Origin of the sequence: Micromonospora violae, assembly GCF_004217135.1 — a bacterium.
Lineage (GTDB): Bacteria > Actinomycetota > Actinomycetes > Mycobacteriales > Micromonosporaceae > Micromonospora > Micromonospora violae.
In genome coordinates, this window is sequence record NZ_SHKK01000001.1 from 3,676,460 (window position 1) to 3,702,542 (window position 26,083).

The window sequence follows — 26,083 nt, forward strand, 5'->3', positions numbered from 1 at the left end:
TGGTCAGTTGGTGGCGGCGCGGAAGGCGACGCCGTCCCCGTCGGCGGTGGCGACGCCCGCTACCCGGAACGCGTCCTCGTCGGTGAACGGTGAGCTGGTGCCGAAGTAGGTGGTGGTGCCGCTGACCTGCACCCGGCCCTGACTCTCGTACGGGGTGGTGACCTGGGCGCTGGACGGGCCGGTGAGTTCGAGGGCGAGCTTCGGGTACTCCAGGATCTTCCAGGTGACCTTCTGCGCGGACCCACTGTAGGAGCGGAACGGGCAGCCGGGCGGCGCGGCGACCGTCTGCTTCGCGCACTCGTCCAACCACTCGCGGACCCGGGCCTCGACGGCTTCGATCGCCGCTGGCTTGAGCACCGGCGCCAGTTGCAGGGTGGCGGCGCTGTCCCCCGGGCCGACCAGCACCGTCGCGCCCGGCGTCTCGCTGAGCGCGCTGGACGGGCCGGTCGCGGTGTACAGACCGGGCAACAGCACGAGCGGAGTGCCCTCCGAGGCGACCGGCAGCTCGACCCCGTTGAGCCGCACCCCGGGGTCGGCGATCGCGGCGTTGAACGGGGTCGGCCCACCGCTGACCCGCCAGCCGTGGAACAGCCCGGCGGTGGCCTCGTCCTCGCGGCGCAGGCTGAGGGTGGTGGTCTGCCGCGCGTCACCCAACCGGTACGCCACCGTGGCGGTGGCGCTGTCGCCGTCGCGCTCCACCGAGCTGATCTCGACGTCGGTCGGTGGTTCGTAGCCGTCGCCCCGCAGGAGTTGGGCGAGCAGCGCGGTGTCCCTGCCGCCGCCCTGGTCGGTCAGGTAGCCGAGCGCGGCCTCGCTGTCCCGGTCGGCGAGCGCGGAGAAGTATCCGTCGATCGCCGCCTGGGGGCGGAAGAACGCCCACTGCACCACGCCGAGCACGCTGGTGCCGAGGCAGCCGGCCAGCACGAACGCACCGACCACCAGCCAGGTGCGGCGGCTGCCGACCGGACCGGGGTCGTTGAACAGCCGATCGACGGTCACGGGTGCGCCCACTCCGGCGGGCGCAGCGGCCCACGAGGCCCGCTCCAGAGCGTCGAGCCGCAGCTCGTGCGGCGGGTGGGTGGCACAGACCGCCTCGTCCCAGCCGCTGCGGCCGGTCTCGAAGGACAGCCGCCGTTCCAGGATGCGCCGCAGCCCGTCGACGTGCCCGGTGAGCGCCGCGCCGAGGTCGGCCCGGTACTCGGCCGCCCGCACGTCGCGGGCGTGCAACGGCAGCACCACGTACCGCATGGTGAGCAGCACCGGCCAGAAGAAGACGAAGACCACGAAGTTGGTGGCCGGGTGGGGGAACGTCCGCATCAGCCAGGTCGGCAGGGCGTGCGCGAGGGTCAGCGGCAGGCCCACACCCCGGACGAAGGCACTGGTGATCTCGTCCCCGGTACGCCAGTGCACCAGCTCGTGGCTGAGCAACGCCGCCACCTCGTCGTCCGGTTCGGTCAGCACGGCGGTGGTGACCACCACGTGCCGGGCGTACGTGCGGGCGTTGCTCAGGACCGGGTCGTCCTCCATGAGCAGCCGGGGCACGCTGGGCAGGCCGAGCCGTCGGGCGCACTCGTCGAGCACGGGGCGCAGCCGCGCGTACTCGCGGCGGCTGGGTTGGCGCGCACCCGAGATGACCAGCAGGCGCGGTTCGAGCAGCACCCGGTAGAGCGTGTAGAGGACCCCGATCAGCGCCGCCGCGATGACCGTGCCGATCAGGCCGCTGAGCAGCGCCAAGGGCTCGCCGACGACGCCCAGCCAGGGTGCCACCAGCACGCTGAGGAAGCCGACCAGGAAGCCGATGACGAAGCCGGCCACACCGCCGAGGACCCCGCCGGAGCGGGTCAGGAACGCCTCGACCAGGGTGCCGATCACTGGGGCGTCGCGCAGCACGTGGGGCATCTGGTCGTCGATGCCGGCCCCGCCGGCGAAGAGCCCGATGACGGCGAAACCGAGACCGCCCCAGAACGCCATGAGCAGGGCGATCGGCAGGTAGAACCAGGTGGCGACGAACGCGCCGAGCACACCGCGCCAGTCCCGCAGGATTCCGGCGCGCAGCCAGACCAGCGCGCTGGGGTAGCCCGGTGGACGATCGGTGAACCCGCCAGTGGACGGGGTGGCGGCCGACGGCGGTTGGGCGGCCCGGACGTCGAGCTGCGGCACCGTCGGCGGGGTGTTCTCCGGCGGCACGGTCGGCGGCTCGGTCATGAGCGCTGCTCCCCTCGAAGGATGGCGTCCACTGTCGGGATTGGACAGCCGGAGCAGGCTAATCGAGGACATCTGATGTCTGCCACACCGTTGTGCGCAATCGTCGCGCACCCGACACTCACCGTCGCGGGTGCGGCGCGGCGGCCCCTGCGGAACCGCCGCGCCGGATCGGGTCAGAGCGCGAGGCAGTTGGGTCGCACCGGGCCGTCGGCCAGGGCGCCGCGCACGATGGTGTACGCCGTGCCGTCGAGCACCAGACCGAGGTGCCCCACCACCCGCAGCGGGCAGTACGCCTGGATCAGCACGTTCGTCGCACCGTCGTTGACGGCGGCGTTCCCGGTCGGCCGGACCAACTCGTCCTGCAGGGTGCGGATGGTGGTGTAGCGCACCGCGCCCGGGGTGTCGTCGCCGGCGTTGAGGTCGGCGAGGAACGCCGAACCGATGGTCATCTGCTGGCAGGCCACGACACCGGCGCAGGTGCCCAGGCCCAGGAACGCCACGATGTTGGCGACGTACGTGCCGTACTGCGGTGTGCCCAGGCTGACGTACCGGCCGACGATGGCGGTGCCGCCGAGCCGCTTGAGGTAGTACCGGCTGACCAGTCCCCCTTCGGAGTGGGCGACAACGTCCACAATGGCCGCGCCGGTGGCGGCGCGTACCTGGTTGACGTAGGTGGCGAACGCGCGCGCCGAGGTGGGGATGTCACCGAGGCCCAGCCCGGGCAGCTGGTAAATGAAGGTGCGGTAGCCGTCGGCGCGCAGCCGGGCGGCGATCGGCTCGTAGGCGACGGCGATGCCGCTGAGCCCGCCGACGACGATGACGGGGTTGGCCGCGGCCGCGGCGAACGGTCCGGGGGCGTCGGCGGCGGGCGCGGCGGCCGCCGTGGCGGTGGACGCGAGCAGTGCGGCGGTGGCGAGGGCCAGGACGAAGGCGGTCTTTCGGAGCAGCATCGCTGCACCTCCGGGGGGAGGCACCCGGCGAACCGGGCAGGTGGGTGGGGGTGTCCGGTCGACCGTGCGACGATCATCCCCGCAACAATTCAGAAACGTCAATGACTTGTTACGCGCCGGTAACCCGTTGTTCCGGCGGGGGCGTAAACGGTCATACCGCCGGGTTCCAGATCGGACATCGACCGAGCGGCCGACGATCGCGGCCGCGCTCTGCGCGCACCTGCGGATGCCGGCACCTGACGGCGAGCCGCGCGAGACGGAAATCCGGCGCAGCGCGCAGCGGGTGCTGTCGTCAGCGCGGCGCGGCCGGTGGGCGCAGGCCGTCCAGGGCCACGCCGAGCACCCGGTCGCGCTGCTCGACTGACGGGAACTGGGCCATGGTGAGGCCACTGATCAGCCGCACCACGTCGTCGAAGTCGATGTCGTCGCGGACCACGCGGGCGGCCTGGGCACGTCGCACGAGCGGCTCCGCGGCCGCGTAGATCTCCGCCCGGCAGGTCCGGAAGATCTCGGAGTCGCGCAGCAACTGCTCGGCCAGCGCCCGCTTGGTGGCGACGTACGCGACGAACCGGTGCAACCAGGCGACGAGCGCGTCCCACGGTGGCAGCTCGGCCAGGTCCTCGGCGGAGCGACTCAGCGCCCGGACCTCCTCGACGTACACGGCCTCGAAGAGGTGCTGGCGGGTCGGGAAGTTGCGGTAGAGCGTGCCGATGCCCACCCCGGCCCGGCGGGCCACGTCCTCCAGGGAGGCGGCGGCCCCGTTCTCGGCGAACGCCTCGCGCGCCGCAGCGATCAGGGCGTCGTAGTTACGCCGCGCGTCGGCCCGCTTGGGCCGCTGGGCGAAGACCTCGGGCGCCTGCCCCGCGCTGCTCATGACGTGCGTCACCTCACCCTGGTTGCATCCGGAGGCAACCCTCCGCTAGCTTAGTGGAGGCACCCCTCCGGAATCCCGGAGGCCTGCCTCCGGTTAGCTTACCTCGGGACCCGCCCGATCGCCGCCTGGCCACCCCGATCGCCCGGACCCGACAAATCACCCGCCAGAGACGACGGGTTGGAAACCTCCCCTCCGTACCGTAATCAGGAGTCTTCTCTCGTGGCAGTGACCTCCCGACGCAGCTCGCGTCGGCTCACCTTCACCGTGCTCGCGGCCGGCGCCGGGTTCTTCGCGATGCTCCAGTCGCTGATCACCCCGGTGCTACCGACCATCCAGCAGGACCTGCACACCTCCCAGAACACCGTGACCTGGGTGCTGACCGCCTACCTGCTCTCCGCGTCGATCTTCACGCCGATCCTCGGACGGGTCGGCGACATGATCGGCAAGGAACGGATGCTGGTCGCCTCGCTCGCCGCACTCGCCCTCGGTTGCCTGGTGGCCGCCATCGCGCCGAACATCGGCGTCCTCATCGTCGCCCGGGTCGTGCAGGGCATCGGTGGCGCCGTCTTCCCACTCTCGTTCGGCATCATCCGTGACGAGTTCCCGGCCGCGCGGGTCTCCTCCGCCGTCGCCGCCATCTCCGCGATCGTCGCGGCGGGCGGTGGCCTGGGCATCGTGCTGGCCGGCCCGATCGTCACCGCGCTGGACTACCGGTGGCTGTTCTGGATCCCGATGGTCGTGGTGGGGCTGACCGCCGTCGCGGCCCACCTGTTCATCCCCGAGTCACCGGTTCGTACCCCCGGACGCATCGACTGGCGTGCCACAGTGCTGCTCTCCGGCTGGCTGGTGGCGCTGCTGCTGCCGATCAGCCAGGGCGCGGCCTGGGGCTGGACCTCCACCCGGGTGCTCGGCCTCCTGGCGCTCGCCGTGGTGCTGCTGGTCGGTTGGCTGGTTACCGAACTGCGGTCCAGCAACCCGCTGATCGACATGCGGATGATGCGCCTGCCCGGCGTGTGGACCACCAACCTGGTCGCCGTGCTCTACGGCGCGTCGATGTTCTCCGTGTACGCGTTCCTTCCCCAGTTCGTGCAGACCCCGACCGTGGCCGGCTACGGCTTCGGCGCCAGCATCAGCCAGGCCGGTCTGCTCATGCTGCCGATGCTCGTGGCGATGTTCGTCGCCGGCCTCGTCGCCGGTCGCCTCCAGGCCGTCTTCAGCGCCAAGGCGCAGCTCGCCACCGGTGCCGCGTTCAACGTGGTCGCCGCCGCGATGCTGGCCACCCTGCACGACACCCGCTGGGAGGTCGCCGTCGCTGGTGGCCTGGTCGGCCTCGGTATCGGCCTGGCGTTCGCCTCGATGGCCAACCTGATCGTCGCCAGCGTGCCCGCCAGCCAGACCGGCGTGGCGACCGGCATGAACGCCAACATCCGCACCATCGGCGGCGCGATCGGCGCCGCCGTGGTCAGCGGAGTGATCACCGCGCACCCGCAGGCCAACGGCCTGCCCCGGGAGGCCGGCTTCACCATGGGGTTTCTCGTCCTCACGGCGATCGCTCTGGCCGCCGCGCTCGCGGCCCTCGCCGTCCCGTCCGCCCGGCGGCCGTCGACCGGTCGCCGGCCGTCCACCGCGACGATCGTCGAGTCGGAGCTAGCCGGCGAGTTCGCCACCATGCCAGCGACCCGCTGAGGATCCGTGTCGCAGCCCGGGCGGTTCGCCGCCCGGGCTGCGCCATGCCCAGGAGTACGCTGACCGCTCCCCGTCCGACATTCCTCAGGATGCGCCCATGTCCGAGTTGCTGACCGCCGACCGCATCGAAGAGATCGGCTCCCTGGGCCTCAAGAGCCCCGACCCGGCCGCGCTCGTCGCCGAACTGGTGGGTGCCGTCGACGAGGGGCGGGTCGCGGACCCCGCCGACATCGGGTACGCCCTGCTGGTCGCCGTGGACATCCTGGAGAACGCCGGCGACCTGGCCGACGCGCTCGCCCTGGCCAGCCGCGCCATCGCCGAACAGCCGGATGACAACGCGTACGCCCGAGCGGTGCGCGGCGGCCTGCTGCTGCGCCTCGACCGGACCGACGAGGGCCTGGCCGAGCTGACCGCCCTGCGCCCGCTGTTGGAGACCGACCCCGACGCCACGTACCTGGTCGACGAACTGGCCGAATCCGGCCACGCCGAGCTGGCGGTGGAATGGCTCACCGGGGCACTCGACACCATCCTGGACCGGACCCGCACCCAGCAACACGCGTCCGAGGACGCCCAGGACGAGGCCGCCGCCATGATCTACGGCCTGGCTCAGCAACGGCACGACCTGCGCGAAGAGGCGGGCCTACCGCACGACGAGTACGACAACCTCGCCGACCGGCTACGCGCCGCGAGCACTCACGCGCTCGACGCCCTCGACGACGGCCCGGCGACGCTGCTGTTCTGGCCGCAGGCGGAATTCACCGCGCTGCTGCTGCGCTGGCCCACCCTCGTCGACAGCTACCCCGCCACCTGGGACGAGCACCGCGCCCAGATCGAACGCGCCCTCGTCGACGCCTCCGGGATGGGCGGCGCGGACCTGGGCGTGGTCGTCGGCACGGTCGCCGACCTGGCGGCCTTCGCCGAACGCACCGACAGCGACCCCACCAGCGAGGAAACCCTCGACGAGTACGCCGACAGCCTCGACGAGTCGGGCGTGACCGCCTGGCCGCCCGGCCGCAACGACAGCTGCTGGTGCGGCTCCGGCGCCAAGTACAAGAAGTGCTGCCTGCCGCGCTCGCGCGGCTGATCCCCCCGGCCGGCTCGGTCCCTGCGGCCCCGGGAGGCCATGTCCCTGGAGAGCCTGATGCCTGTGAGTCATCACGATGACTCACAGGCATCACGTTCGACCACAACCGCCGGCACCCTCTTGAGCGCAGGCCACCGCATAAGCCCCGCGTATGATCGACACCCCGTTCGACCGTCCGGGCTCGACGATGGAGGCGATGGCGTGACCACACACGAGCAGCACGAGACGGTCGAGGACAGCCCGGTCGGCTGGGTCGCCAGCCACATCCGGCGGTACGTGCAGACCGACGGCGCGGACGGGGGCACCTTCCACGGCGTACCCTCGCTGCTGCTCACCACCCGCGGACGCCGCTCGGGCAAGCTACGCCGCACGGCCCTGATGTACGGGCGCGACGGTGACACCTACCTGCTGGTGGCGTCCAACGGCGGCGCGGCCAAGCACCCCGCCTGGTACCTGAACCTGACCGCCGACCCGGCGGTGGAGATCCAGGTCGGAGCAGAGCGGATCACCGGGCGGGCCCGGACCGCGACCGCCGAGGAGCGCGTCCGACTGTGGCCGGTGATGACGAAGGTCTTCCCGACGTACGCCCGCTACGAGAAGCAGACCGACCGCGAGATCCCGGTCATCGTCATCGAACGGATCGATTGATATCCGTAATTGCCGCACCGGGCTAGGGTGACCGCAGGTAAGCACCCACTCCGGCAAGGAGGACCCTCGTGCGCCGCATCATCACCACCATCGCACTGATCGGGCTGACACTCTCGGTCGCGCTCGCGCCAACGCCAGCGAGCGCGGCAAGCAGCGTCGAAGTCACCGCCGCGACACTTGTCGCACGCGGCGTCGCCGTGGACATCACCCTCACCGTGACCTGCCCAGCCGGCCTGTCCGGCGCGACCGAGCTGATCGTCCGGCAGCGCTCGGGCAACCGGGTCGCCTACGCGGGCGGCTGGGCACCCCTCAACAGCTGCACGGGCGAGCCGCAAGCCGTGACCGGAAGAGCCTGGGTCGAGGGCGGCGGGCTGGCCCTCAACCGGGGTGTCGCGCTGATCAGCGGCGGATTCGAGCTGTGCAACCAGGACTTCTGCGACTACCCGACCTTCGAACAGACGGTCCGCATCACCCGCTGAGCAGGATGGCACTGTCAGCGCCCGTGGTCAGTTTCCCAGCGCTCGGACCTTGGCGATCGTCTCCTGGACGTGCTGCTTGGCCGGGTCGCCACCCTGGGCCGCCCGCGCCAGCGCCTGACGGTACGAATCGATCATGCCGACCAGGGGACCGGCGGCTACGCCTTCCAGGGCACCCGCCACGAGTGCCCGTGCCTCGGCCGCGTCCTGTGCCGCCGCTGCGGTCTTGGCCTTCGCCTCGTCCAGCTTCTGCGACGCCGCCGCCAACCTCGCGATGACCTGTGCTGCGCTCACGCGCACCTCCCCGTGATCGACCACCACCTCCACCGCGGAGACCACATCGGAGCGTACGAGATCGGGGCACCCAACGCGACCACTCGCCCGGGCCGTCGTGTGGGCCCGTCCCGGCAGCCAGCGCGAGAACGGTTCCACGATCCGCTCGACCGCCGCGGCGAAGAACCGCCGCGGCGAAGACCAGCAGGGTGAGCCGAAGATCGACACGGGTTTCCGGATGTCGGGGTATCCCACCGGTCCGGACACCCCGATTTCCGGAAGGCCGAGTGGATCATGCCACTGGCCATCCGGGCCGGGGTCAGCGCAGGCCGCGCACCAGCAGCAGGTAGCAGCAGTAGGCCATCGGCACCAGCAGGAAGCAGATCAGGAACCCGAGCGGCGGATAACGCGGCGGGGTGCCGGCAACCATCGCGGGCCGCCCCCACCGGCCCAGCACCAGGTACCCCCCGAAGAACGCCACCGCCGGCAACCCCGCGCAGATCCACGCGCCGAGGGTGAACCCGTCGACCAGGCCGACCCCGGAGGCGAGCACCAGCATCAGCATCAGCACCCCGCCCGCCGCACCGCAGCCGGCGTAGACGGCCACCGCGCGGGCCAGCGGTGACCACGTCGGCAGCAGCACCGGCCGCTGGGCCAGCAGTTCCGCCTGCTGCCCGTGCCGGTCGGCCTCGTCGGCCATCCGCCGGGCCAGCTCCAACTCCACCGCCGGGTCGGCCGCCGCCGCACGCTGCGCGGGCACCCCACCGCCCGCCGGGCTCACCGCCATCGGCAGCGCCAGCCGCGCCTCCCCCGCCGGCAGCTCGGAATACGCCCCGACCCCCGCCCGCCCCGGCGTGCCGGCTGCGCCGGCAGGTTCGCCGTCTCCGGTTCCGGGCCCGGTGGACGGGCCAACGCCCGCAGCGGACGCCGATCCAGGGCCGGCAGCCGATCCAGGGCCGGTGGTGGATGCCGAACCAGGGCCGGGAGGCGGGCCGGGCCAGGTGGCGGCCGCACCCGACGTCCCCGTCCCCTGTCCCGCCCCGGCCCCCGGGCTAGCAGCAGGGGGTGGCTGGTCGATGCCGATGGCTCGGCCGAGCTGGTCGAGGCGCTGCCCCTGGGCGGTCAGCCGCTGCTGGAGGTAGTCGACGGCGGCGTGCAGGTCACGGCGGCGCGCGGACTCGGCGGCGGCGTGTTGCTCCCCGGCGCGGTGCTGCTCGGAGAGTTGTCGGGCCAGCGCCGCGTACTCCTCGAAGGACACTGTCACCGCTCCCCGTCCGGTTCGTGCCCGTCGCCGACGAACGGGACGATCAGCCGGGTGCGCTGGTCGTGCCGGTCGATGAGCAGCGCCCGGTCGGGGCGGGGCGTGTAGGTCAGGTCGTGCGTACCCAGGTGCAGGGCCAGCTCGGCCCCGGGCACGTTGAGCGCGACCAGGCAGGCGATGTCGTCGCGGTTCTGGGTGCCGCCGAGATCGTCGGCGAGCCGGCGGAGGCCCCGCCACCAGCCGAGCAGGTGCACCCCGTGCCCGGGGCCCTGGCGCAGGACGGTGCGCAGGTCGTCCAGGCCGGAGCGGAAGGTACCCGGGTCGGTGGCCCCGAGGACGGACGCGGCGGCGTCCATGCCGAACACCACCAGGTATTCGCGGCCGGTGGGCTCGGCGGCCAGCGCGGTGATCCGGTCGCGCAGCCCGGCCGCGTCGAGGCGCTGCACCGGGTGGCCGGTGGCCCGCAGCAGCGTTTCGGTGTCGTCCGCGACCGGGTCGGCGGCGGTGACCAGGCAGGCCAGCTGGAACCGGGCGTCGCCGGGGGTGTGCTGGCGGGCCAGGCTGAGCGTCGCGGCGCGCAGCACGTCCGCGCCGGTCGGTGCGGTGCCCACCACGGCGAGGTGCCGGCCGGGGGTGGTGTCCATGAGGAACAGCGCGGTGGTGCCGTGCACGTCGACGGTCCGGCCGACCAGTGCCATCGGACGGCGGCCACCGGGGCGCAACCCGACGAAGGTGGGGTCGTCCTCGATGCGCGCGGCTTCGTACCCCTTGAAGACCGCTGGTGCCCGCGAGCCCTGCGGGCGGGCCTGCCACAGGTCGTGGCGTAACGCGGCGAGGTCCGCGGCGGCGGCGTGCGCGTCGGGGAAGCGCAGCACGGTGTCGGCGCCGACCGCGCCGGCGGCGGTGTTGACCACGGCCGAGCCGACCGGCAGGGCCGCCGCGGCGTCGTTGAGCTGGTCGAGCACCCCACCGCCACCGGGCAGCGCCACCCGCAACGCGAACTGCCCGAAGATCGCCTCGGCCCGCCCGTAGAGGGCTTCGATGCCGGTCATGCTCTGGCTGGCGAGCACCAGGTGGATGCCGTACGAGCGGCCCTTGCGGGCCAACTCCTCCAACAGGTCCACGGACTCGCGGGCCAACGCGTCGTTGCCGGCGAGCAACACATGGAACTCGTCGATGACCGTGACGATGCGCGGCAGCGGATTGTCACGGGGCAGGTCGGCGAGCTTCGTGACGCCGTGGCGTTTGAGTGCGGTGGCCCGACGCTGCGCCTCCCGGCGCAGCTCGCGCAGCACTGCGAGACCGTACTCACGGTCGGATTCGATGCCGACGGCACGGGCGTGCGGCAGCCAGGACGGGTCCCGACCGGTGGGCACGAACTCGGTGAAGCTCACGCCCTCCTTGAAGTCGAGCAGATAGAGCTGCAACTCGGCCGGCGAGTAGCGGGCGGCCAGCCCGTAGAGGACGTCGAGGAGGAAGACGGTCTTACCGGCACCGGTGCGCCCGCCGACCAACCAGTGCGGGGTGGCGTCGTCGAAGGCGAGCGTGATCGCGGTGTCGAAGGCCGCGCCACCGCCGGCCCGGCCGATCACCGTCCGCAGACCGTTGCCGGCGGACTCGGCCCAACGCCGCTCGGGCAGCAGATCGGTGAAGGGCAACGCGTCGGCGCGGCGGGTGGCGGTGCCGAGGTGCTCGGCGAGCGCGCGTACCGAGGCGGGCGGCGGGTCGCCGTCGAGCAGGACGGGTGCGGCGAGCCCGCTGCCGTCGGCACTGAACGGGGTGCCGGGTGGGTCACCGACGTGCGCGTACCCCTGGTGGAGCCGCACCGCGGTGGTGCCGCCCAGCGGCGGGGCGGTCTCGCCGGGCAGCCGCGACGGGTGGCCGGCGAGCAGGACGCACACGGCGGCGGCCGGGCCGGCGTGGGTGAGCGCGGCGAGCCGGGCCAGTTCGCGGGGCGGCGGCGCGGCGGTAGCGACCAGCACCAGGAGGCGGCGGGCGGCGGGCTCACTGTGCTGCGCGGCGCGGGCGTGCTGCTCGGCGGCGTCCAGCAGCGCGGCCACCTCGGCCTCGCCGGTGGCCGGCGGATCGAGCACCCCGGCGTCGAGCAGGGGGCGCAACGGGCCGAAGGTGGCGCCGAGCGCGGCGGTGTCGATGCCGGCGACGCGGACCTGACCGGGTGGCGCGGTGGCGACCAGTCGCAGCACGAGCGCCCGCAGCAGCCCGGCGACCTGCGGGTCCCGGGCGTCGGTGTCGAGCGCCAGGTGGTGGCCGCCGCCGAGCGGGACCAGCACCGGGAAGCCGCCGTCCGACGTGGACGCCTCGCCGATCCGCACCGCGGCCGGCTCGTCCGTCAGCGACGTGACGCCCGGGGCTGGGGTGGCCAGGGCACCGCCGACGCGGGCGAGGCGGGCCACCAGGTCATCGACGCCTCCCGGCGCGGTGACGGTCGGCGTCGCCCCCAGAACGGTGCGGGCGGCGTCCAGATGCGCCCGGGCCGCCCGATGGGAGTTGACCGCCTGCCCGTACGCCGACGCGAGCCTGCCCACCCTCTGCCCCCAACACCGACGGCCGCCTGGTCCCAGGAACCCTAACGGACGTCAGCGGCACCCGGACAGTCCTGCGAGGACGTGTCCCGCCGGGCCGGTCACGCCGGACCGCACTCCGCCGGGCCGGACGCGTCGGCCACCCCGCAGCGGAACACCTCCACCGGCGCGGTCGCCACGTCGGGTACCTGTTCCACCCGCATCAGGGCCAGCCGCTTGTCGACCGGCTCCCCCGAGTCGGGCGTGAACCGGACCAATCCGGCCACCCCCGGGTAGCCCTGACCGGCGTTCTGCCGGAGCACCTCCGCGTGCACGCCCACCGGGTTGACCGAATCCGGCTTCCAGCGTTGCCGGGGGTCGGCGTGGTGCAGCCGGGCGGCGAGACTCTCCACGGCGCGCACCAGCATCATCGCCGCGTCGTAGGCGAGGCTGACCCGCTCGCCGACCTGCTCCTCGGCGCCCGGCCGGCAGCGCGGCGGGTCCAGCAGGTCGTCGGCCTGGATCCAGGACAGGAAGCTGGCCCGCGCGTCGTCGCGTCGGGCCTGGGCGGCCCGCAGCGCGGCGCAGGTGGCCAGCGACGCCTTCGACACGTACGTGACGGGCACGTTGCCGGGCGCGGCGGCGCGCAGCCCCGGGTTGGCCATGTAACGGTTGGCCGAATCGTCGGCGACGATGTGTCGGGGCGGGTTGCCGCCACACTCGCGCAGCGCCCGCAGGAAACCGTCGAACTCGGACCATCGACCGGCGTAGAAGAGCAGCCCGGGGTAGCCGCACTCGTCGGTCAGCCGCCGCCCGGTGCGCCACTCGTCGAGGCGGGTGATCCGGGGGCCGAACTGTTGTCGGAGCCCGTCGACGAGGGTGCCCACGTAGAGGTCCTCGGTGAGCGAACTGCCCTCCAAGGTGGTGTAGAAGACGTGCGCCTCGTTGACCTTCAGCACCTGCTTGGCGTACGCGTCGACCAGCTTCACCTGGTCCTTGTTCGGTGCGGACATCTGCAGGTACAGGCGGGAGTTGGCGTCTATCTTGTCGGCGGAGAGGGTGGGCGCCAGCGCCGGCAGCCCGACCTGGTTCAGCTCGCGCAGCGCGCGGGCGGTGCTGGTCCGGCTCTCCACCAGCCCGACCACCCCGAGCACCGTGGGGTCGTCCCGGGCCAGTTCGGCCAGCATCGCCACCGCCCGATCCGCGTAGATCATCTGCCGGCCGCCGTTGGCCACCACGATCCGCAGCAGCGCGGCGCCGTCGGCGCCCGCCGACTCCTTCAGCAGCGCGTACTGCGCGGTGGCCATGCCTTCGAGCTCCTCCCGCTCGGAGACGTACGACTCCTCGTCCGCGCGGGTCCGGTTGCCGGTCAGGGTGCCGAGGTAGACCAGGGTGAGGAAGGGCCGCCGCCGGTCGCTGCGCTGCCACACCTCCTCGGCGGCACGGTTCTGCGCGAAGATGCGCCGTTGGATGGTGCGCAGCCGGTCCTGGCCGGGGTCGTTGTTGAACACCTGGGTGGCGCTGTCGCTGTAGCCGACACACTCGCCGCTGCCGACCACCTCGACCGAGACCTGGCCGGTGAGCGAGGGGTGACAGCCCGGCCCCCACCGGCTCGCCGCCCAGAGGCCGAGCGTCGCGACCAGCACCAGACACAGCGCCGCCGGCAGGAAGCGCCGCGACCACCACGGCGGGTCGGGAGCGGAGAAGGGCCGCAGTCCGCCACGGGACGGCGGGCCGGTGTCGGTCTCGTCGGGGCGCAACGCCACGAGCCACGTGGCCGGGCGGCGCAGCCGGCGCATCTCCGGCAGCGCCTCGGCCCACTCGTCGTACGCCTCGTCGGCCTCGGTCAGCGGGTGCGGTTCGGGCAGGTCCGGTGGGGGTTGCCCGCCCGACGCGACGACCAGCAGCGGATCGTTGCGGCCAGTCTCGGTGCGGACCTCACCGAGCAGCCGGACCAGCTCCCCGCCCACGTTGCCGGGGGCGACGTGGTCGAGCAGCAGCGCCGGGTACGCGGTGCGCCGCCAGTCCGACGGGCGCCACGGTCGACGCCGGTACGCCTGCCGCAGGTCCTCCAGGAACGCGTGCAGCAGCAGCTTGTTGACCTGGTCGGGTTGCTCCCCGTCACGCCAGCCCGCGGTGAGACGCTCGGCGAAGCCGAGGAAGGTGACCGACTGCCGGGGCGCCAGGTACTGCTGGCGCATGAACCAGTTGTAGTGCCGCCCCAGCACCGGCACCCGCCCGGACACGGCAGCCCGGAAGACCACCCCCGGCACGGCGCGACGGATCAGCCAGAGCAGCACCTGCGAGGCGATGCTGACCGCGTCGCCGCCGGAGGGCAACGCCTCCGGCGTCCGCGGGCCCCGGCGGTCGCGCAGGCGGCGGACCAGGGCCGCGCGGCTGTCGTCGGCGTCGATGCCCGCGCTGATGCTCTGCTGCATCAGCCAGTCGGCGAGCGGATAGTGCCGGAAGCGCAGTCGGGCGGCCCCGAACGCCTCCAGGGACAGCTGCCGGTGCAGTTCGCGCAGCAACGCCGGCACGTCACCGGCAGCGGGCGGCGCGTCGGCGTCCAGCACGGCGTGCGGGACCCGCCGCCGGGGACCCTGACCGAGGAATCGGCGCAGCGGCACCATCAGATCCACGCTGTCGGAGCGGACCAACCACAGCAGCGGCAGCCGGCGGTCACCGCGACGGGGTCGCCGCAGCAGCCGGGCGATCAGCGCGAACAGCTCCAACCCGCCGGGCGGCAGCCGCTCCCGACCGGCGGCTGACTGCCGTTGGCCGATCAACTCCCGCTGGGGCACCTCCGACCGCCGCACGCGTCACCTCCGATCCACACAGTGTGACCGCGCGGGGCAACGTCCGCCAGACGCCGGCGGCCAAGCGCGGGTGCGGCGGGCCGGCGACGTTCACAGTTGTCGATTAGGTTGGCGTGGCGAACACCCGATGGAGGGAGTCCACAGCGTGCGACGAGTCCTCACGGCGGCCACCACCGCCCTGACCCTCACCACCGCCGGCACCATGCTCGCCGGCACCCCCGGCCAGGCCGCCCCGACGGCCTGGGGTCGCCCCGTCGTCTCCGCCGCGCCGCAACCCGGCGCGCCCGGCCTGGGCGACACCTACTTCCCCGACTACGGCAACGGCGGCTACGACGTCGAGCACTACGACGTCCGGCTGCGCTACGAACCGGCCACCGACCTGCTCACCGGCACCACCACCATCCTCGCCACCGCCACCCAGGACCTCTCGACGTTCAATCTGGACTTCCTGCTCGACGTCGAGTCGGTCCGGGTCAACGGCTGGGCGGCGAGCACCAGCACGGCGGGGGTGCACGAACTGGTGGTCACCCCGGCCCGCACGGTGACCCGGGGCCAGCAGCTCACCATCGTGGTGCGCTACTCCGGCGTCCCGTCGGAGGCCCTGGTCGGCGGTTACACCGGCTGGACGCGTACCGACGACGGTGCCCTCGCCGTCAACGAGCCGGAGTCAGCGTGGTGGTGGTTCCCGAGCAACGACCACCCGCTGGACAAGGCCACCTACGACATCTCGGTGTCGGTGCCCACCGGCGTCGAGGTGATCAGCAACGGCGTACAGCCGAGGCCGCCGGCGGCGGAGGCCGGCAACCGCACCCGGTGGATCTGGCGCACCACCTCCCCCACGGCCACGTACCTGGCCTTCCTGGCCATCGGCCAGTACGACATCGTCACCGACACCACCCCGGGCGGCCAGCCGGTGATCAACGCGTACAGCACCTCGCTGGGCGCACTCGGGCCGGCCGCGCGGGCCAGCATCGAGCGGACCGGCGAGATCGTCGACTGGGCGAGCGGGATCTTCGGGCCGTACCCGTTCGAGGCGCAGGGCGGCGTGGCCGGGCCGGTCGACGGCATCGGCTTCGCCCTGGAGACCCAGACCCGACCGGTTTACGGGCCAGGCTTCTGGCGACGTGGCGCCAACACGTACGTGGTGGCGCACGAGAACGCCCACCAGTGGTTCGGCGACTCGGTCTCGGTGGCCGAGTGGCGCAACATCTGGCTCAACGAGGGCTTCGCCTCGTACGCCGAGTGGCTGTGGTCGGAGGAGCAGGGCGAGGGCACCGCGCAGGAGGTCTTCGACTTCGCCTACGCCAGCTACCCGGCCGACGACGAGTTCTGGCAGGTGCTGCCCGGTGACCCGGGCGCCGCTCGGGTCTTCGACAACGCCGTCTACGACCGGGGCGCAATGACCCTGCACCAGCTGCGGTTGGCCGTTGGCGACGACGCGTTCTTCGAGATCCTGCCGGCCTGGGCCGCCGAACACCGGTACGGCAACGGCACCATCGCGCAGTTCCAGGCGCTGGCCGAACAGATCTCCGGGCTGGATCTGGACGACCTGTTCACCACCTGGCTGTTCACCCCCGGCCGGCCCGACGTGGCCAGCGCCGCTCGCAAGGCCACCCCGCCGACCGTGCCGAAGTCCTGGGCCAAGATCCGCGAGGGGCACCACCCACTGCCGTCGCACTAGGACCGTCTGTCGACGCCCAGCCGCGTCGATCATGCAGTTGTGGTGCCCCACAAATCGGGCAGGAGCGAACATTCCACCCACCACAACTCCATGATCGACCGGCGAGGGGGTGGGCCGGGGGTTAGGGGGTTGGGGGTTTTGCTGCTTCTATGGCTCGGATGTGGCGGTAGGCGAACCAGAGCGGCGGGAACGCCCCGACGGCAAAGGACAGGTCGATGAGCGTCCAGAACCAGGGGATGTCCCGGATCGGGCCGCAGATCAGCGCCAACGGAACGATGCCCGCGCAGGCGATCATGCCGACCTGCACCACCCAGACGTTGCGCACCGGGTCGCGCAGCGGCCCCCAGAACGCCACCGCCAGCACCAGATGGGCGAAGGCCAGCCAGTCGGTGCCGTAGAGCAGGAACGGGTAGTCCTCGCCGGCCGTCACGAGCCCGGTGTGCACCCGCTCGATCCAGGCGACCAGCGCCGGAAGTTGGTCGGCGAGCGGATCCAGTACGCGTAGCAGCCAACGCACCTCGATCTCCAGCGGAAACGCGGTGACACCGCTGAGGAAGAGCCCGATCAACACGATCCACAGCCACCGGCGGGTACGCCGTAGCCGCTCCTCGATCTCCATCAGCGCAGCGTAACGATGATCTTCATGGTGGGCTGTCCCGGAAGCGGGCCACCGAGGGTGACAGCTGTCTCAGCGCTTCGCGACCGGCCCGGCGGTCGCCAATTCCCTGAGCCGGACCCCGCCCGAGAGAACGACAACGGCACCATCGCGCAGTTCCAAGCGCTGGCCGAACAGATCTCCGGGCTGGACCTGGACGACCTGTTCACCACCTGGCTGTTCACCCCCGGCCGGCCCGACGTGGCCAGCGCCGCTCACAAGCCGCCCGCCGACCGAGCCGAAGCCCTGGCCCAAGATCCGCGAGAGGCACCACCCGCTGCTGTCGCACTAGGACGGTCCATCGCCGCCCAGCCGCGTCGATCATGCAGTTGTGGTGCCCCACAAATCGGGCAGGAGCGAACCTTCCGCCCACCACAACTCCATGATCGACCGACGAGGGGGTGGGGCGGAGGGTTGGCGGGGCGGAGGGGTGGCGGGGCGGGGGCGGGGCGGGGCGGGGGCCGCCGCGGGTGGCTGTTTTATGTAAAACAATTTGCCAAGCCTTGGAAAATCTTTGGCGTCACCGCGGTCAGTTCAAATAAACCGTGGTGATTCGTGCCATGTTTCGCTGTTCGAGCAGGTCGGATACAAATACACCGGATGCCGGTAGATCAACGGAAGGCGCAGAGGCAGCAGCCCGCAGCGGCTCACCACAACAGACGATTACCGCCGCCCGACTTGGCCGTCAGCCCAAACCAAGTCAACCACCGACCAGATTGGACAGAAGTTTTGTCGATCCAGAAGAGAGTTCTTCGCGCTGTCGCACCCTCCCTCCTCGTGGGAGCGATGGCCTTCGGCGTTCTGCCGGGCGCGGCCGGTTCAGCCTCTGCCGAGCCCACTACCACCCGCGCGACAGCGGTGTACGTCAACGACATCATTCGTCAGAACATCTGGGATTACTACCTGTGCCTGGGCGAGGCGCAGCACCGGAACACGTACACCTACGGAAACCCCAACGGAATCATCAACGGCGACTACTTCTACTGCGCGAAGCGCGACGCGGGCGGCTGGAACCTCTGGTGGCGGCACCGGGCCTGAGAAGGTGTTCCACTGAGCCGCGGTACGACACACCCGGCCAACGATCCAGTACGCGCTATCCGCGGCGGGCCGCCTGGCCGGCCGTGGTCAGCTCCCGGAGCCGGACGGTGACTCCTGACCGGGTCACCCCGGCGTCGGCGGGCGCGATGGCACAGACCGCCCCGGCGGGCCGGACGATGCGGGCGGCCCGGAACGCCGCTCGGCGTACCGGATGGCGAGGCCGGGGTGTGACCAGCGCGAGGGTCTCCGTGCGGCCGCGCTGCCGGTCCAGGGCGACGGCCGCCGCCGCCGTGGCGATCGCCGCGGCGGATCCGGCGAGGACGAGGGTCTGACGCGGTCCGGCGTGTTCGGCGAGCCAGCCGAGCAGCGGGGCACCGACCGCGGCGGACACCGAGCCGGTGACCGCCAGGGCGGCGAGCACCCGGCCGCGCATCGCGGCATCGGTGTCGAGCTGGGCGCGGGTGCCGACGGTGGTGTCGATGACCACCGCGGCGGCGGCGATCGGCAGGATCACGGCGGCGAAGCTCCAGGTGCCCGGCGCGAGGCCGGCGACGATCTGCAACCCGCTGGCGAGCAGACCCGCGACGACCAGGGTCCGGTACCCCAGGGAGCGCCGACGGGCCGCGACGAGCGCACCCACCACCGTGCCGACCGCGAAGACGGTCGACAGGAAGCCGTACCCGGAGGCGCCGGAGTCCAGCGGCCCGTCGCTCATCGCCGCCATGGTCACCTGGTAGTTGCGGCCCAGGCTGCCGAGCACGAACGACAGGGCGAGCGCGAGGAGCAGCACCGGCTGCCCCCGTAGGTAGGCGAACCCGGCGCGGACACCGTCCCGAGTCCGGTCGACGGCCGCCACCGCGAAGCCGGGTACGACGCCCGGGCGGACGGCGAACAGCGCCACCACCACGGCGGCGAAGCTGGCCGCGTTGATGCCGAACAGCAGGGCGGGGCCGACGGCGGCGACCACCACCGCGCCGAGGCTCATCCCGAGGATGCGGCCGGCGGAGTTGGTCAGCGAGCCGAGCGCCAGGGCGTTACCCAGCGTCTCCCGGTCGACGAGGCTGGACACCCAGCGCCCCATCACCGGGCCTTCGATCGCCGAGACGGCACCGGTGGCCAGGGAGATCGCGAAGATCAGCGGCAGGCCGCCGACCCCGGTCAGGGCGACCGCCGCCAGTCCGGCGGCGAGCGTCGCGTGGGCCAGCTGGGCGGTGATCAGCAGCGGGCGGGCCGGCAGGCGGTCGGCCAGCACACCGCCCCAGACGCTGAGCAGCAACGTGGGTGCCGCCTGGAGCAGCACGGCGAAGCCCATGGAGGTGGCCGAGCCGGTCGCCTTCAGCACGTACCAGTTGACTCCGAGGACCTGCATCCAGGTGCCGATGACGGAGACGAAGCCAGCCAGCGCCCAGATCCGGTAGTTGCGGTGGCGCAGTGCGGCGAAGGTGGCACCCATGCCCACGACGAACCTCCAGCGATCGGCAGCATGATCATTCCGGCCGATCGCAAGGCGGTTCGGCAGCCAACAAGTCTTGCCGGCTTAAACCTATTTGCCCATATTTGTGAGTGGACTCACCGGCGGGAATGTCCGGCCGGTGCGGCGGCAACCCGCGCACCGGCCGGACGCCCTCGGCTCAGCGAACGGCCAGCGCCTGCGCGGCCGGACCCACCGGAGCCGGCAACGCGCCGACACCACCCAGGTAGGTGTGGATGGCGGCCGCCACCGCCCGCCCCTCGGCGATGGCCCAGACGATCAGCGAAGCGCCCCGGTGCATGTCACCGGCCACGAACACCCCGTCCGCATCGGTCTGCCAGTCGTCGCGGGCGTCGATGGCACCCCGAGCGTTGCGGGCCACACCGAGTTGGGCCAGCAGCGGCTGCTGCTCGGTGCCCTCGAAGCCGATCGCCAGCAGCACCAGGTCGGCCGGCAGCTCCCGTTCCGATCCCGGTACCACCGTGACGACCCGACGTCCGTCGCGCTTCTCCACCGTCACCTCGGCGATCCGCACCGCCCGCACCTGACCGGTGCCGTCGTCCACGAACTCCTGCACCGCCACGGCGAAGACCCGCTCGCCACCCTCCTCGTGCGCCGGGTAGCTGCGCAGGATCCACGGCCACGTCGGCCACGGGTCCCGTGCCTCGTCGCGCTCCTGCGGCGGCTGCGGGTACAGGTCGAGCTGGTGCACACCCGCGGCGCCCTGGCGGTGGGCGACACCGAGACAGTCGGCCGCCGTGTCACCGCCACCGATGATCACCACGTGCTTGCCGGCCGCGTCGATCGGGCTGCCGTCGGGCAACACCGCCCGCGCCAGCCGGCGCTCGCCGGTGGCCACCACGCCAGCCTGATCGGTGGCCGCGGTGGCGACCGCGCGATTCGCCGCGACCAGGTGCGCCATCGCCTGGTGTACGCCCCGAAGCGCCCGCCCCGGGGTCTCCGGAGTGTCCCGGCCCTGCAACGCCCCGCAGGCCAGCAGCACCGCGTCGTGCTCGGCACGCAACTGCTCGGCGGTGACGTCCACCCCGACGTTCACGCCGGTGCGGAAGCGCACCCCCTCGGCGGTGAGCTGGGCCAACCGGGCGTCGATGTGCCGCTTCTCCAACTTGAAGTCGGGGATGCCGTACCGGAGCAGGCCACCGATGGCGTCGTCGCGCTCGTACACCGTCACCGCGTGACCGGCGCGGGCCAGTTGCTGGGCGGCGGCGAGGCCGGCGGGCCCGGAACCGACCACGGCGACCGACCGGCCGGACGGCGCCGGCACCGGACGCGGGGTGAACCCCCGCGCCGCGGCCGCGTCCGCGATCTCCACCTCGACCTGCTTGATGGTCACCGGTTGGCCGCCGGAGATGCCGAGCACGCAGGCCGCCTCGCAGGGCGCCGGGCAGAGCCGGCCGGTGAACTCCGGGAAGTTGTTGGTGGCGTGCAGCGACTCCACCGCGGCGTCCCAGTTGCCGGTACGCACCAGGTCGTTCCAGTCCGGGATGCGGTTGCCCAGCGGGCAGCCGTCGTGGCAGAACGGGATGCCGCAGTCCATGCATCGGGTGGCCTGCTCACGGATCAGTTCCTCACCGGCCGGCGGGTACACCTCCCGCCAGTCGCTGATCCGCACCGGCACCGGACGACGGGCCGGCAGCCGCCGGTCGTAGCGCAGAAAACCGTTCGGGTCAGGCACGTGCCACCTCCTGGGCAGCCACCCGCGGGGCGGGCGGGGCCGCCGCGGCGGGTGCGCTCAGCGCGCCCATCACCGCGTCGTCGACGTCGCGGCCGGCTGCTTCGGCGGCCCGCATGATCTCCAGCACCCGGCGGTAGTCGCGGGGTACCACAGCGGTGAACTCGGCCACCGCCTCCGGCCAGCGCTTGAGCAACTCCTCGGCGACCGCCGAGCCGGTCTCGGCCACGTGCCGTTGGACCAGCTCGTGCAGGAGCGCCTGCTCCTGCTCGCCGAGCGGCATCAGGTCGACCAGTTCCGGGTTGACCCGGGCGCGGTCCAGGTGGTGCACGAACGCCGTGCCGCCCGACATGCCGGCCGCGAAGTTCCGGCCGGTCGCGCCGAGCACCACCACCGTGCCGCCGGTCATGTACTCGCAGCCGTGGTCGCCGACGCCCTCGACCACGGCGATCGCGCCGGAGTTGCGCACCGCGAACCGTTCCCCCACCCGGCCACGCAGGAAGACCTCGCCCGCCGTGGCCCCGTACAGGATGGTGTTGCCGGCGATGATCTGATCCTCGGCGCGCCGCCCCGGCTCGGCGTCGGGGTCGAGGAACGGCGCGGCGGCGTCCGGACGGACGACGAGCCGCCCACCGGAGAGCCCCTTGCCCACGTAGTCGTTGGCGTCGCCGTGCAGGCGCAGGGTCACCCCGCGCGGCAGGAACGCGCCGAACGACTGCCCCGCCGTGCCGTGCAGCACGAACTCGATGGTGTCCTCGGGAAGACCGGCACCACCGAAGCGACGGGTCACCTCACCGCCGAGCATCGCGCCGACGCTGCGGTGCTCGTTGCGCACCGCGACCTCGACCCGCACCGGCGCCCCGTCCGTCAGAGCCGGACGGGCCAACGCGATCAGCTCGTTGTCGAGTGCCTGCTCCAGGCCGTGATCCTGCGCGCGGACCCCGCGTCGCGCCGCGTCGGCGGGCAGCTCCGGCAGGTGCAGGACGGGCGCCAGGTCCAACCCGTGCGCCTTCCAGTGCGACACCGCCGGGGCCACGTCGAGCAGCTCGGACTGCCCGATCGCCTCCTCGATCGACCGGAAACCCAACTCGGCCAGGTAACCCCGGACCTCCTCGGCGAGGAAGAGGAAGAAGTTCTCCACGAACTCCGGCTTACCGGTGAAGCGTTCCCGCAGCACCGGGTTCTGGGTGGCGATGCCGACCGGGCAGGTGTCCAGGTGGCAGACCCGCATCATCACGCAGCCCTCGACGATCAGCGGCGCGGTCGCGAAGCCGAACTCCTCCGCGCCGAGCAGTGCCGCGATCAGCACGTCCCGGCCGGTCTTGAGCTGACCGTCGACCTGCACGGTGACCCGGTCGCGCAGCTTGTTGAGCAGCAGCGTCTGCTGCGCCTCGGCCAGCCCCAGCTCCCACGGGGTGCCGGCGTGCTTGAGCGAGTTCATCGGGGAGGCACCGGTGCCGCCGTCGTGGCCGGAGATCAGGATGACGTCCGCCTTGAGCTTCGCCACGCCGGCGGCGACGGTGCCGACACCGACCTCGCTGACCAGCTTGACGTGCACCCGGGCCGCCGGGTTGACGCACTTCAGGTCGTGCACCAGCTGGGCGAGGTCCTCGATGGAGTAGATGTCGTGGTGCGGCGGCGGGGAGATCAGACCCACCCCGGGGGTGGCGTGCCGGGTCCGGGCGATCCACGGCCACACCTTGTTGCCGGGCAGCTGACCGCCCTCACCCGGCTTGGCGCCCTGGGCCATCTTGATCTGGAGATCGTCGGCGTTGACCAGGTATTCGCTGGTCACACCGAACCGGCCGCTGGCGATCTGCTTGACCGCCGACCGGCGGGCCGGGTCGTGCAGTCGCTCGACGTCCTCGCCGCCCTCGCCGGTGTTGGACTTCCCGCCGAGCCGGTTCATGGCGATGGCGAGCGTCTCGTGCGCCTCCGCCGAGATCGACCCGTACGACATCGCGCCGGTGGCGAACCGCTTGACGATCTCGGTGGCCGGCTCGACCTCCTCGATCGGCACCGCCGGGCGGACCCCGGTACGCAGGGTGAACAGCCCGCGCAGTGAACCGGCCTGCGCGGCCAGCGCGTCGACCTTCGCCGTGTACTGCCGGAAGACGTCGTACTGCCGGCTGCGGGTGGCGTGCTGGAGCAGGAAGACCGTCTCCGGGTTGAACAGGTGCAGCTCACCCTCGCGCCGCCACTGGTACTCGCCGCCGACCTCCAACCGGGAGGAGCTGACGGTGCCGGCCGGCGGCCAGGCCAGCGCGTGCCGGGCGGCCACCTCGGCGTGTACGCCCGCGAGACCGACCCCGCCGATGCGGCTCGGGGTGCCCCGGAAGTAGCGCTCGACCAGCCGGCTGTCCAGGCCGACCGCCTCGAAGACCTGCGCCCCGCAGTACGACGACACGGTCGAGATGCCCATCTTGGACATGATCTTCAGGACGCCCTTGCCGAGCGCCTTGGCGTAGTTGCGCACCGCGCCGGCCGGTTCCACCCCGACGAGCGCGCCCGTGGAGATCATGTCCTCCACCGACTCGAACGCCAGGTACGGGTTCACCGCCGCCGCGCCGTAGCCGATCAGCACCGCCGCGTGGTGCACCTCCCGGCAGTCGCCGGACTCGACGATCAGCGCCACCTGGGTGCGGGTCTGCTCGCGTACCAGGTGCTGGTGCACGGCCGCGGTGAGCAGCAGCGACGGGATCGGGGCCAGGTCGGCGTTGGAGTCCCGGTCGGAGAGCACCAGGATGCGCACGCCGTCCTCGATCGCCTCGGAGACGTGCCGGCAGATCTCGGTCAGCCGCGCCTTGATCCCGGCGGCACCCTCCCGGATCCGGTACAGCCCGGAGACCCGGACCGCCTTGAAGCCGGGCAGGTCACCGTCCTCGTCGATGGAGAGGATCTTCGCCAGCTCGTCGTTGTCGATGATCGGGTGCGGGAGCACGATCTGCCGGCAGCTCGCCGCGCCCGGATCGAGCAGGTTGCCCTCCGGCCCGATTGTCGACGCCAGGCTGGTCACCAACTCTTCGCGGATGGCGTCCAACGGCGGGTTCGTCACCTGGGCGAAGAGCTGGTGGAAGTAGTCGTAGAGCAGCCGCGGCCGGGTGGACAGCGGGGCGATCGGGGTGTCCGTACCCATCGAGCCGAGCGGCTCGACGCCGGTACGGGCCATCGGCCCGAGCAGGATCTTCAGCTCCTCCTCGGTGTAGCCGAAGGTCTGCTGCCGGCGGCGCACCGAGTCGTGCGTGTAGACGGTGTGCTCACGGGCCGGCAGGTCGTTCAGCTCGATCAGCCCGGCGTGCAGCCACTCGCCGTACGGCTGGGCGGCGGCCAACTCGGACTTGATCTCCTCGTCGTGCACGATCCGCCCGGCGACGGTGTCGACCAGGAACATCCGGCCCGGCTGGAGCCGCCCCTTCGCGACCACGTGCGCCGGGTCGAGGTCGAGGACGCCCGCCTCGGAGCCGAGCACCACGATCCCGTCGTCGGTCTGCCACCAGCGCCCCGGACGCAGCCCGTTGCGGTCCAGCACCGCGCCGACGATCTCGCCGTCGGTGAAGGCCACCGACGCCGGACCGTCCCACGGCTCCATGAGGCTGGCGTGGAAGCGGTAGAAGGCCCGCTTGGCCGGGTCCATCCCCGGGTCGTTCTCCCAGGCCTCGGGGATCATCATGAGCACCGCGTGCGGCAGGCTCCGCCCGGCCAGGTGCAGCAGCTCCAGGACCTCGTCGAAGTTCGCCGAGTCGGAGGCGGCGGGGGTGCAGACCGGGAAGACCCGCCGGATGTTGCCCGGCACGTTCGGCGAGCGCAGCAGCGCCTCGCGGGCCTGCATCCAGTTGCGGTTGCCCCGGATCGTGTTGATCTCTCCGTTGTGGGCGATGAACCGGTACGGGTGCGCCAGCGGCCAGGACGGGAAGGTGTTGGTGGAGAACCGGGAGTGCACCAGCGCGATCGCGCTGTCCATCCGCTCGTCGCGCAGGTCCGGGTAGAACGCCGGCAACTGGTCGGGCGTGAGCATGCCCTTGTAGACCATGGTGCGGCTGGACAGCGACGGGAAGTACGCCGCGACGCCGCGCTCGGCGGTCTCCCGCTCGGCCTGCTTACGCAGACAGAACGCCACCCGGTCCAGATCGATGCCGCGCAGCGGGGAACCGGCCGGCCCGTCCGGCGCGTCGGTGAGGCGGTGCGCGGCCAGGAAGAGCTGCCGGACCCGGGGCATCGCCGCCAGCGCGGTCTCGCCCAGGTCACTCGGGTCGATCGGCACGTCCCGCCATCCGAGCACGTCGGCGCCCTCGACCAGCGCGTACTTCTCGATCACCCGTCGGGCCCGCGCCTCGGCGGCATCGTCGTCGGGAAGGAAGACCAGCCCGGTGGCGTACTCGCCGGCCGGGGGAAGCGCGAGGCCGGTCACCGCGCGCAGGAACGCGTCGGGCACCTGGATCATGATGCCGGCGCCGTCGCCGGTGTTCGGCTCCGCGCCACGAGCGCCTCGGTGGTCCAGTCGACAGAGCGCGCCGAGCCCGTTGGCGACGACCGAGTGGGAACGTCGGCCGTGCAGGTCCGCCACGAAGGCCACACCGCAGGCGTCGTGCTCCTGCGCGGGGTCGTAGAGGCCCTGGGCGGCCGGACGGGGGTGGGGCGTCGGGGACGCCTGCGGGCTGTGCGGATGCGGCTGGGCTGTTTCCGCGTACGGCTGAGCCACCGGGCCTCCTGTCGTCACTCAGGTTGGATCATGGTGGGGACGACGTCGGCC

At 72.4% G+C, this 26,083-nt stretch carries 17 protein-coding genes; 6 read left to right on the forward strand and 11 right to left on the reverse strand.

The annotated features are described in order from the left end of the window. Positions 1-3: 3 nt before the first annotated feature. The 3 genes from EV382_RS16145 to EV382_RS16155 all read right to left on the reverse strand — a co-directional run bounded on the left by EV382_RS16145 (position 4) and on the right by EV382_RS16155 (position 4,029). Complete coding sequence (locus EV382_RS16145) at positions 4-2,205, reverse strand: M48 family metalloprotease (protein ID WP_165435801.1); 2,202 nt, start codon at positions 2,203-2,205, stop codon at positions 4-6. 173 nt (positions 2,206-2,378) lie between these two features. Next, positions 2,379-3,155: an esterase/lipase family protein gene (locus EV382_RS16150; protein ID WP_130402841.1), complete on the reverse strand. Its 777-nt coding sequence runs from the start codon at positions 3,153-3,155 to the stop codon at positions 2,379-2,381. Positions 3,156-3,447: 292 nt separating this feature from the next. Next, complete coding sequence (locus EV382_RS16155) at positions 3,448-4,029, reverse strand: TetR/AcrR family transcriptional regulator (RefSeq protein WP_208758428.1); 582 nt, start codon at positions 4,027-4,029, stop codon at positions 3,448-3,450. Between the two features lie 219 nt (positions 4,030-4,248). Here EV382_RS16155 and EV382_RS16160 point away from each other — a divergent pair, with 219 nt between their 5' ends. The 4 genes from EV382_RS16160 (at position 4,249) to EV382_RS16175 (ending at position 7,926) form a co-directional block, all read left to right on the forward strand. Further along, on the forward strand, positions 4,249-5,715 hold the full coding sequence (locus tag EV382_RS16160; protein ID WP_130402845.1) for an MFS transporter: 1,467 nt from the start codon (positions 4,249-4,251) through the stop codon (positions 5,713-5,715). 97 nt (positions 5,716-5,812) lie between these two features. After that, a complete protein-coding gene (locus tag EV382_RS16165; protein WP_130402847.1) occupies positions 5,813-6,799 on the forward strand; it encodes an SEC-C domain-containing protein in 987 nt (328 codons plus the stop codon). Positions 6,800-7,000: 201 nt separating this feature from the next. Then, positions 7,001-7,447 (forward strand): nitroreductase family deazaflavin-dependent oxidoreductase, encoded by a 447-nt coding sequence (locus EV382_RS16170; RefSeq protein WP_244236720.1) that lies wholly within the window; start codon positions 7,001-7,003, stop codon positions 7,445-7,447. A 68-nt stretch (positions 7,448-7,515) separates the two neighbouring features. Then, positions 7,516-7,926 (forward strand): hypothetical protein, encoded by a 411-nt coding sequence (locus tag EV382_RS16175; protein ID WP_130402851.1) that lies wholly within the window; start codon positions 7,516-7,518, stop codon positions 7,924-7,926. Between the two features lie 27 nt (positions 7,927-7,953). Here EV382_RS16175 and EV382_RS16180 read toward each other — a convergent pair whose 3' ends face one another. From EV382_RS16180 to EV382_RS16195, 4 genes are all read right to left on the reverse strand, one after another. After that, a complete protein-coding gene (locus tag EV382_RS16180) occupies positions 7,954-8,217 on the reverse strand; it encodes a DUF6244 family protein (RefSeq protein ID WP_130402853.1) in 264 nt (87 codons plus the stop codon). 298 nt (positions 8,218-8,515) lie between these two features. Then, positions 8,516-9,460 carry a hypothetical protein gene (locus EV382_RS16185; protein ID WP_244236721.1) on the reverse strand — a complete coding sequence of 315 codons (945 nt, stop codon included), beginning with the start codon at positions 9,458-9,460 and terminating at the stop codon, positions 8,516-8,518. Next, positions 9,457-12,003 (reverse strand): FtsK/SpoIIIE domain-containing protein, encoded by a 2,547-nt coding sequence (locus tag EV382_RS16190; protein WP_130402855.1) that lies wholly within the window; start codon positions 12,001-12,003, stop codon positions 9,457-9,459. The genes EV382_RS16185 and EV382_RS16190 overlap by 4 nt, the downstream gene beginning before the upstream one ends. A 98-nt stretch (positions 12,004-12,101) precedes the next feature. After that, positions 12,102-14,795 carry a type 1 periplasmic-binding domain-containing protein gene (locus EV382_RS16195; RefSeq protein WP_244236722.1) on the reverse strand — a complete coding sequence of 898 codons (2,694 nt, stop codon included), beginning with the start codon at positions 14,793-14,795 and terminating at the stop codon, positions 12,102-12,104. A 145-nt stretch (positions 14,796-14,940) separates the two neighbouring features. Here EV382_RS16195 and EV382_RS16200 point away from each other — a divergent pair, with 145 nt between their 5' ends. Further along, on the forward strand, positions 14,941-16,476 hold the full coding sequence (locus tag EV382_RS16200) for a M1 family metallopeptidase (protein WP_130402857.1): 1,536 nt from the start codon (positions 14,941-14,943) through the stop codon (positions 16,474-16,476). Positions 16,477-16,597: 121 nt separating this feature from the next. Here EV382_RS16200 and EV382_RS16205 read toward each other — a convergent pair whose 3' ends face one another. Next, positions 16,598-17,095, reverse strand: coding sequence for a hypothetical protein (locus EV382_RS16205; RefSeq protein WP_130402859.1), 498 nt, complete (start codon positions 17,093-17,095; stop codon positions 16,598-16,600). A gap of 813 nt (positions 17,096-17,908) precedes the next feature. Here EV382_RS16205 and EV382_RS16215 point away from each other — a divergent pair. Then, positions 17,909-18,169 (forward strand): hypothetical protein, encoded by a 261-nt coding sequence (locus EV382_RS16215; RefSeq protein ID WP_130402861.1) that lies wholly within the window; start codon positions 17,909-17,911, stop codon positions 18,167-18,169. 55 nt (positions 18,170-18,224) lie between these two features. Here the strand turns inward: EV382_RS16215 and EV382_RS16220 are convergent, their stop codons facing one another. The 3 genes from EV382_RS16220 to gltB all read right to left on the reverse strand — a co-directional run bounded on the left by EV382_RS16220 (position 18,225) and on the right by gltB (position 26,032). Then, the gene (locus tag EV382_RS16220) at positions 18,225-19,622 is read right to left on the reverse strand and encodes an MFS transporter (RefSeq protein WP_244236723.1); all 1,398 of its coding nucleotides are present in this window, start codon (positions 19,620-19,622) and stop codon (positions 18,225-18,227) included. Between the two features lie 178 nt (positions 19,623-19,800). After that, a complete protein-coding gene (locus EV382_RS16225) occupies positions 19,801-21,336 on the reverse strand; it encodes a glutamate synthase subunit beta (RefSeq protein WP_130402865.1) in 1,536 nt (511 codons plus the stop codon). Continuing rightward, positions 21,329-26,032 carry a glutamate synthase large subunit gene (gene gltB, locus EV382_RS16230; protein WP_130402867.1) on the reverse strand — a complete coding sequence of 1,568 codons (4,704 nt, stop codon included), beginning with the start codon at positions 26,030-26,032 and terminating at the stop codon, positions 21,329-21,331. Before gltB ends, EV382_RS16225 begins: the two co-directional genes overlap by 8 nt. Positions 26,033-26,083: the final 51 nt, after the last annotated feature.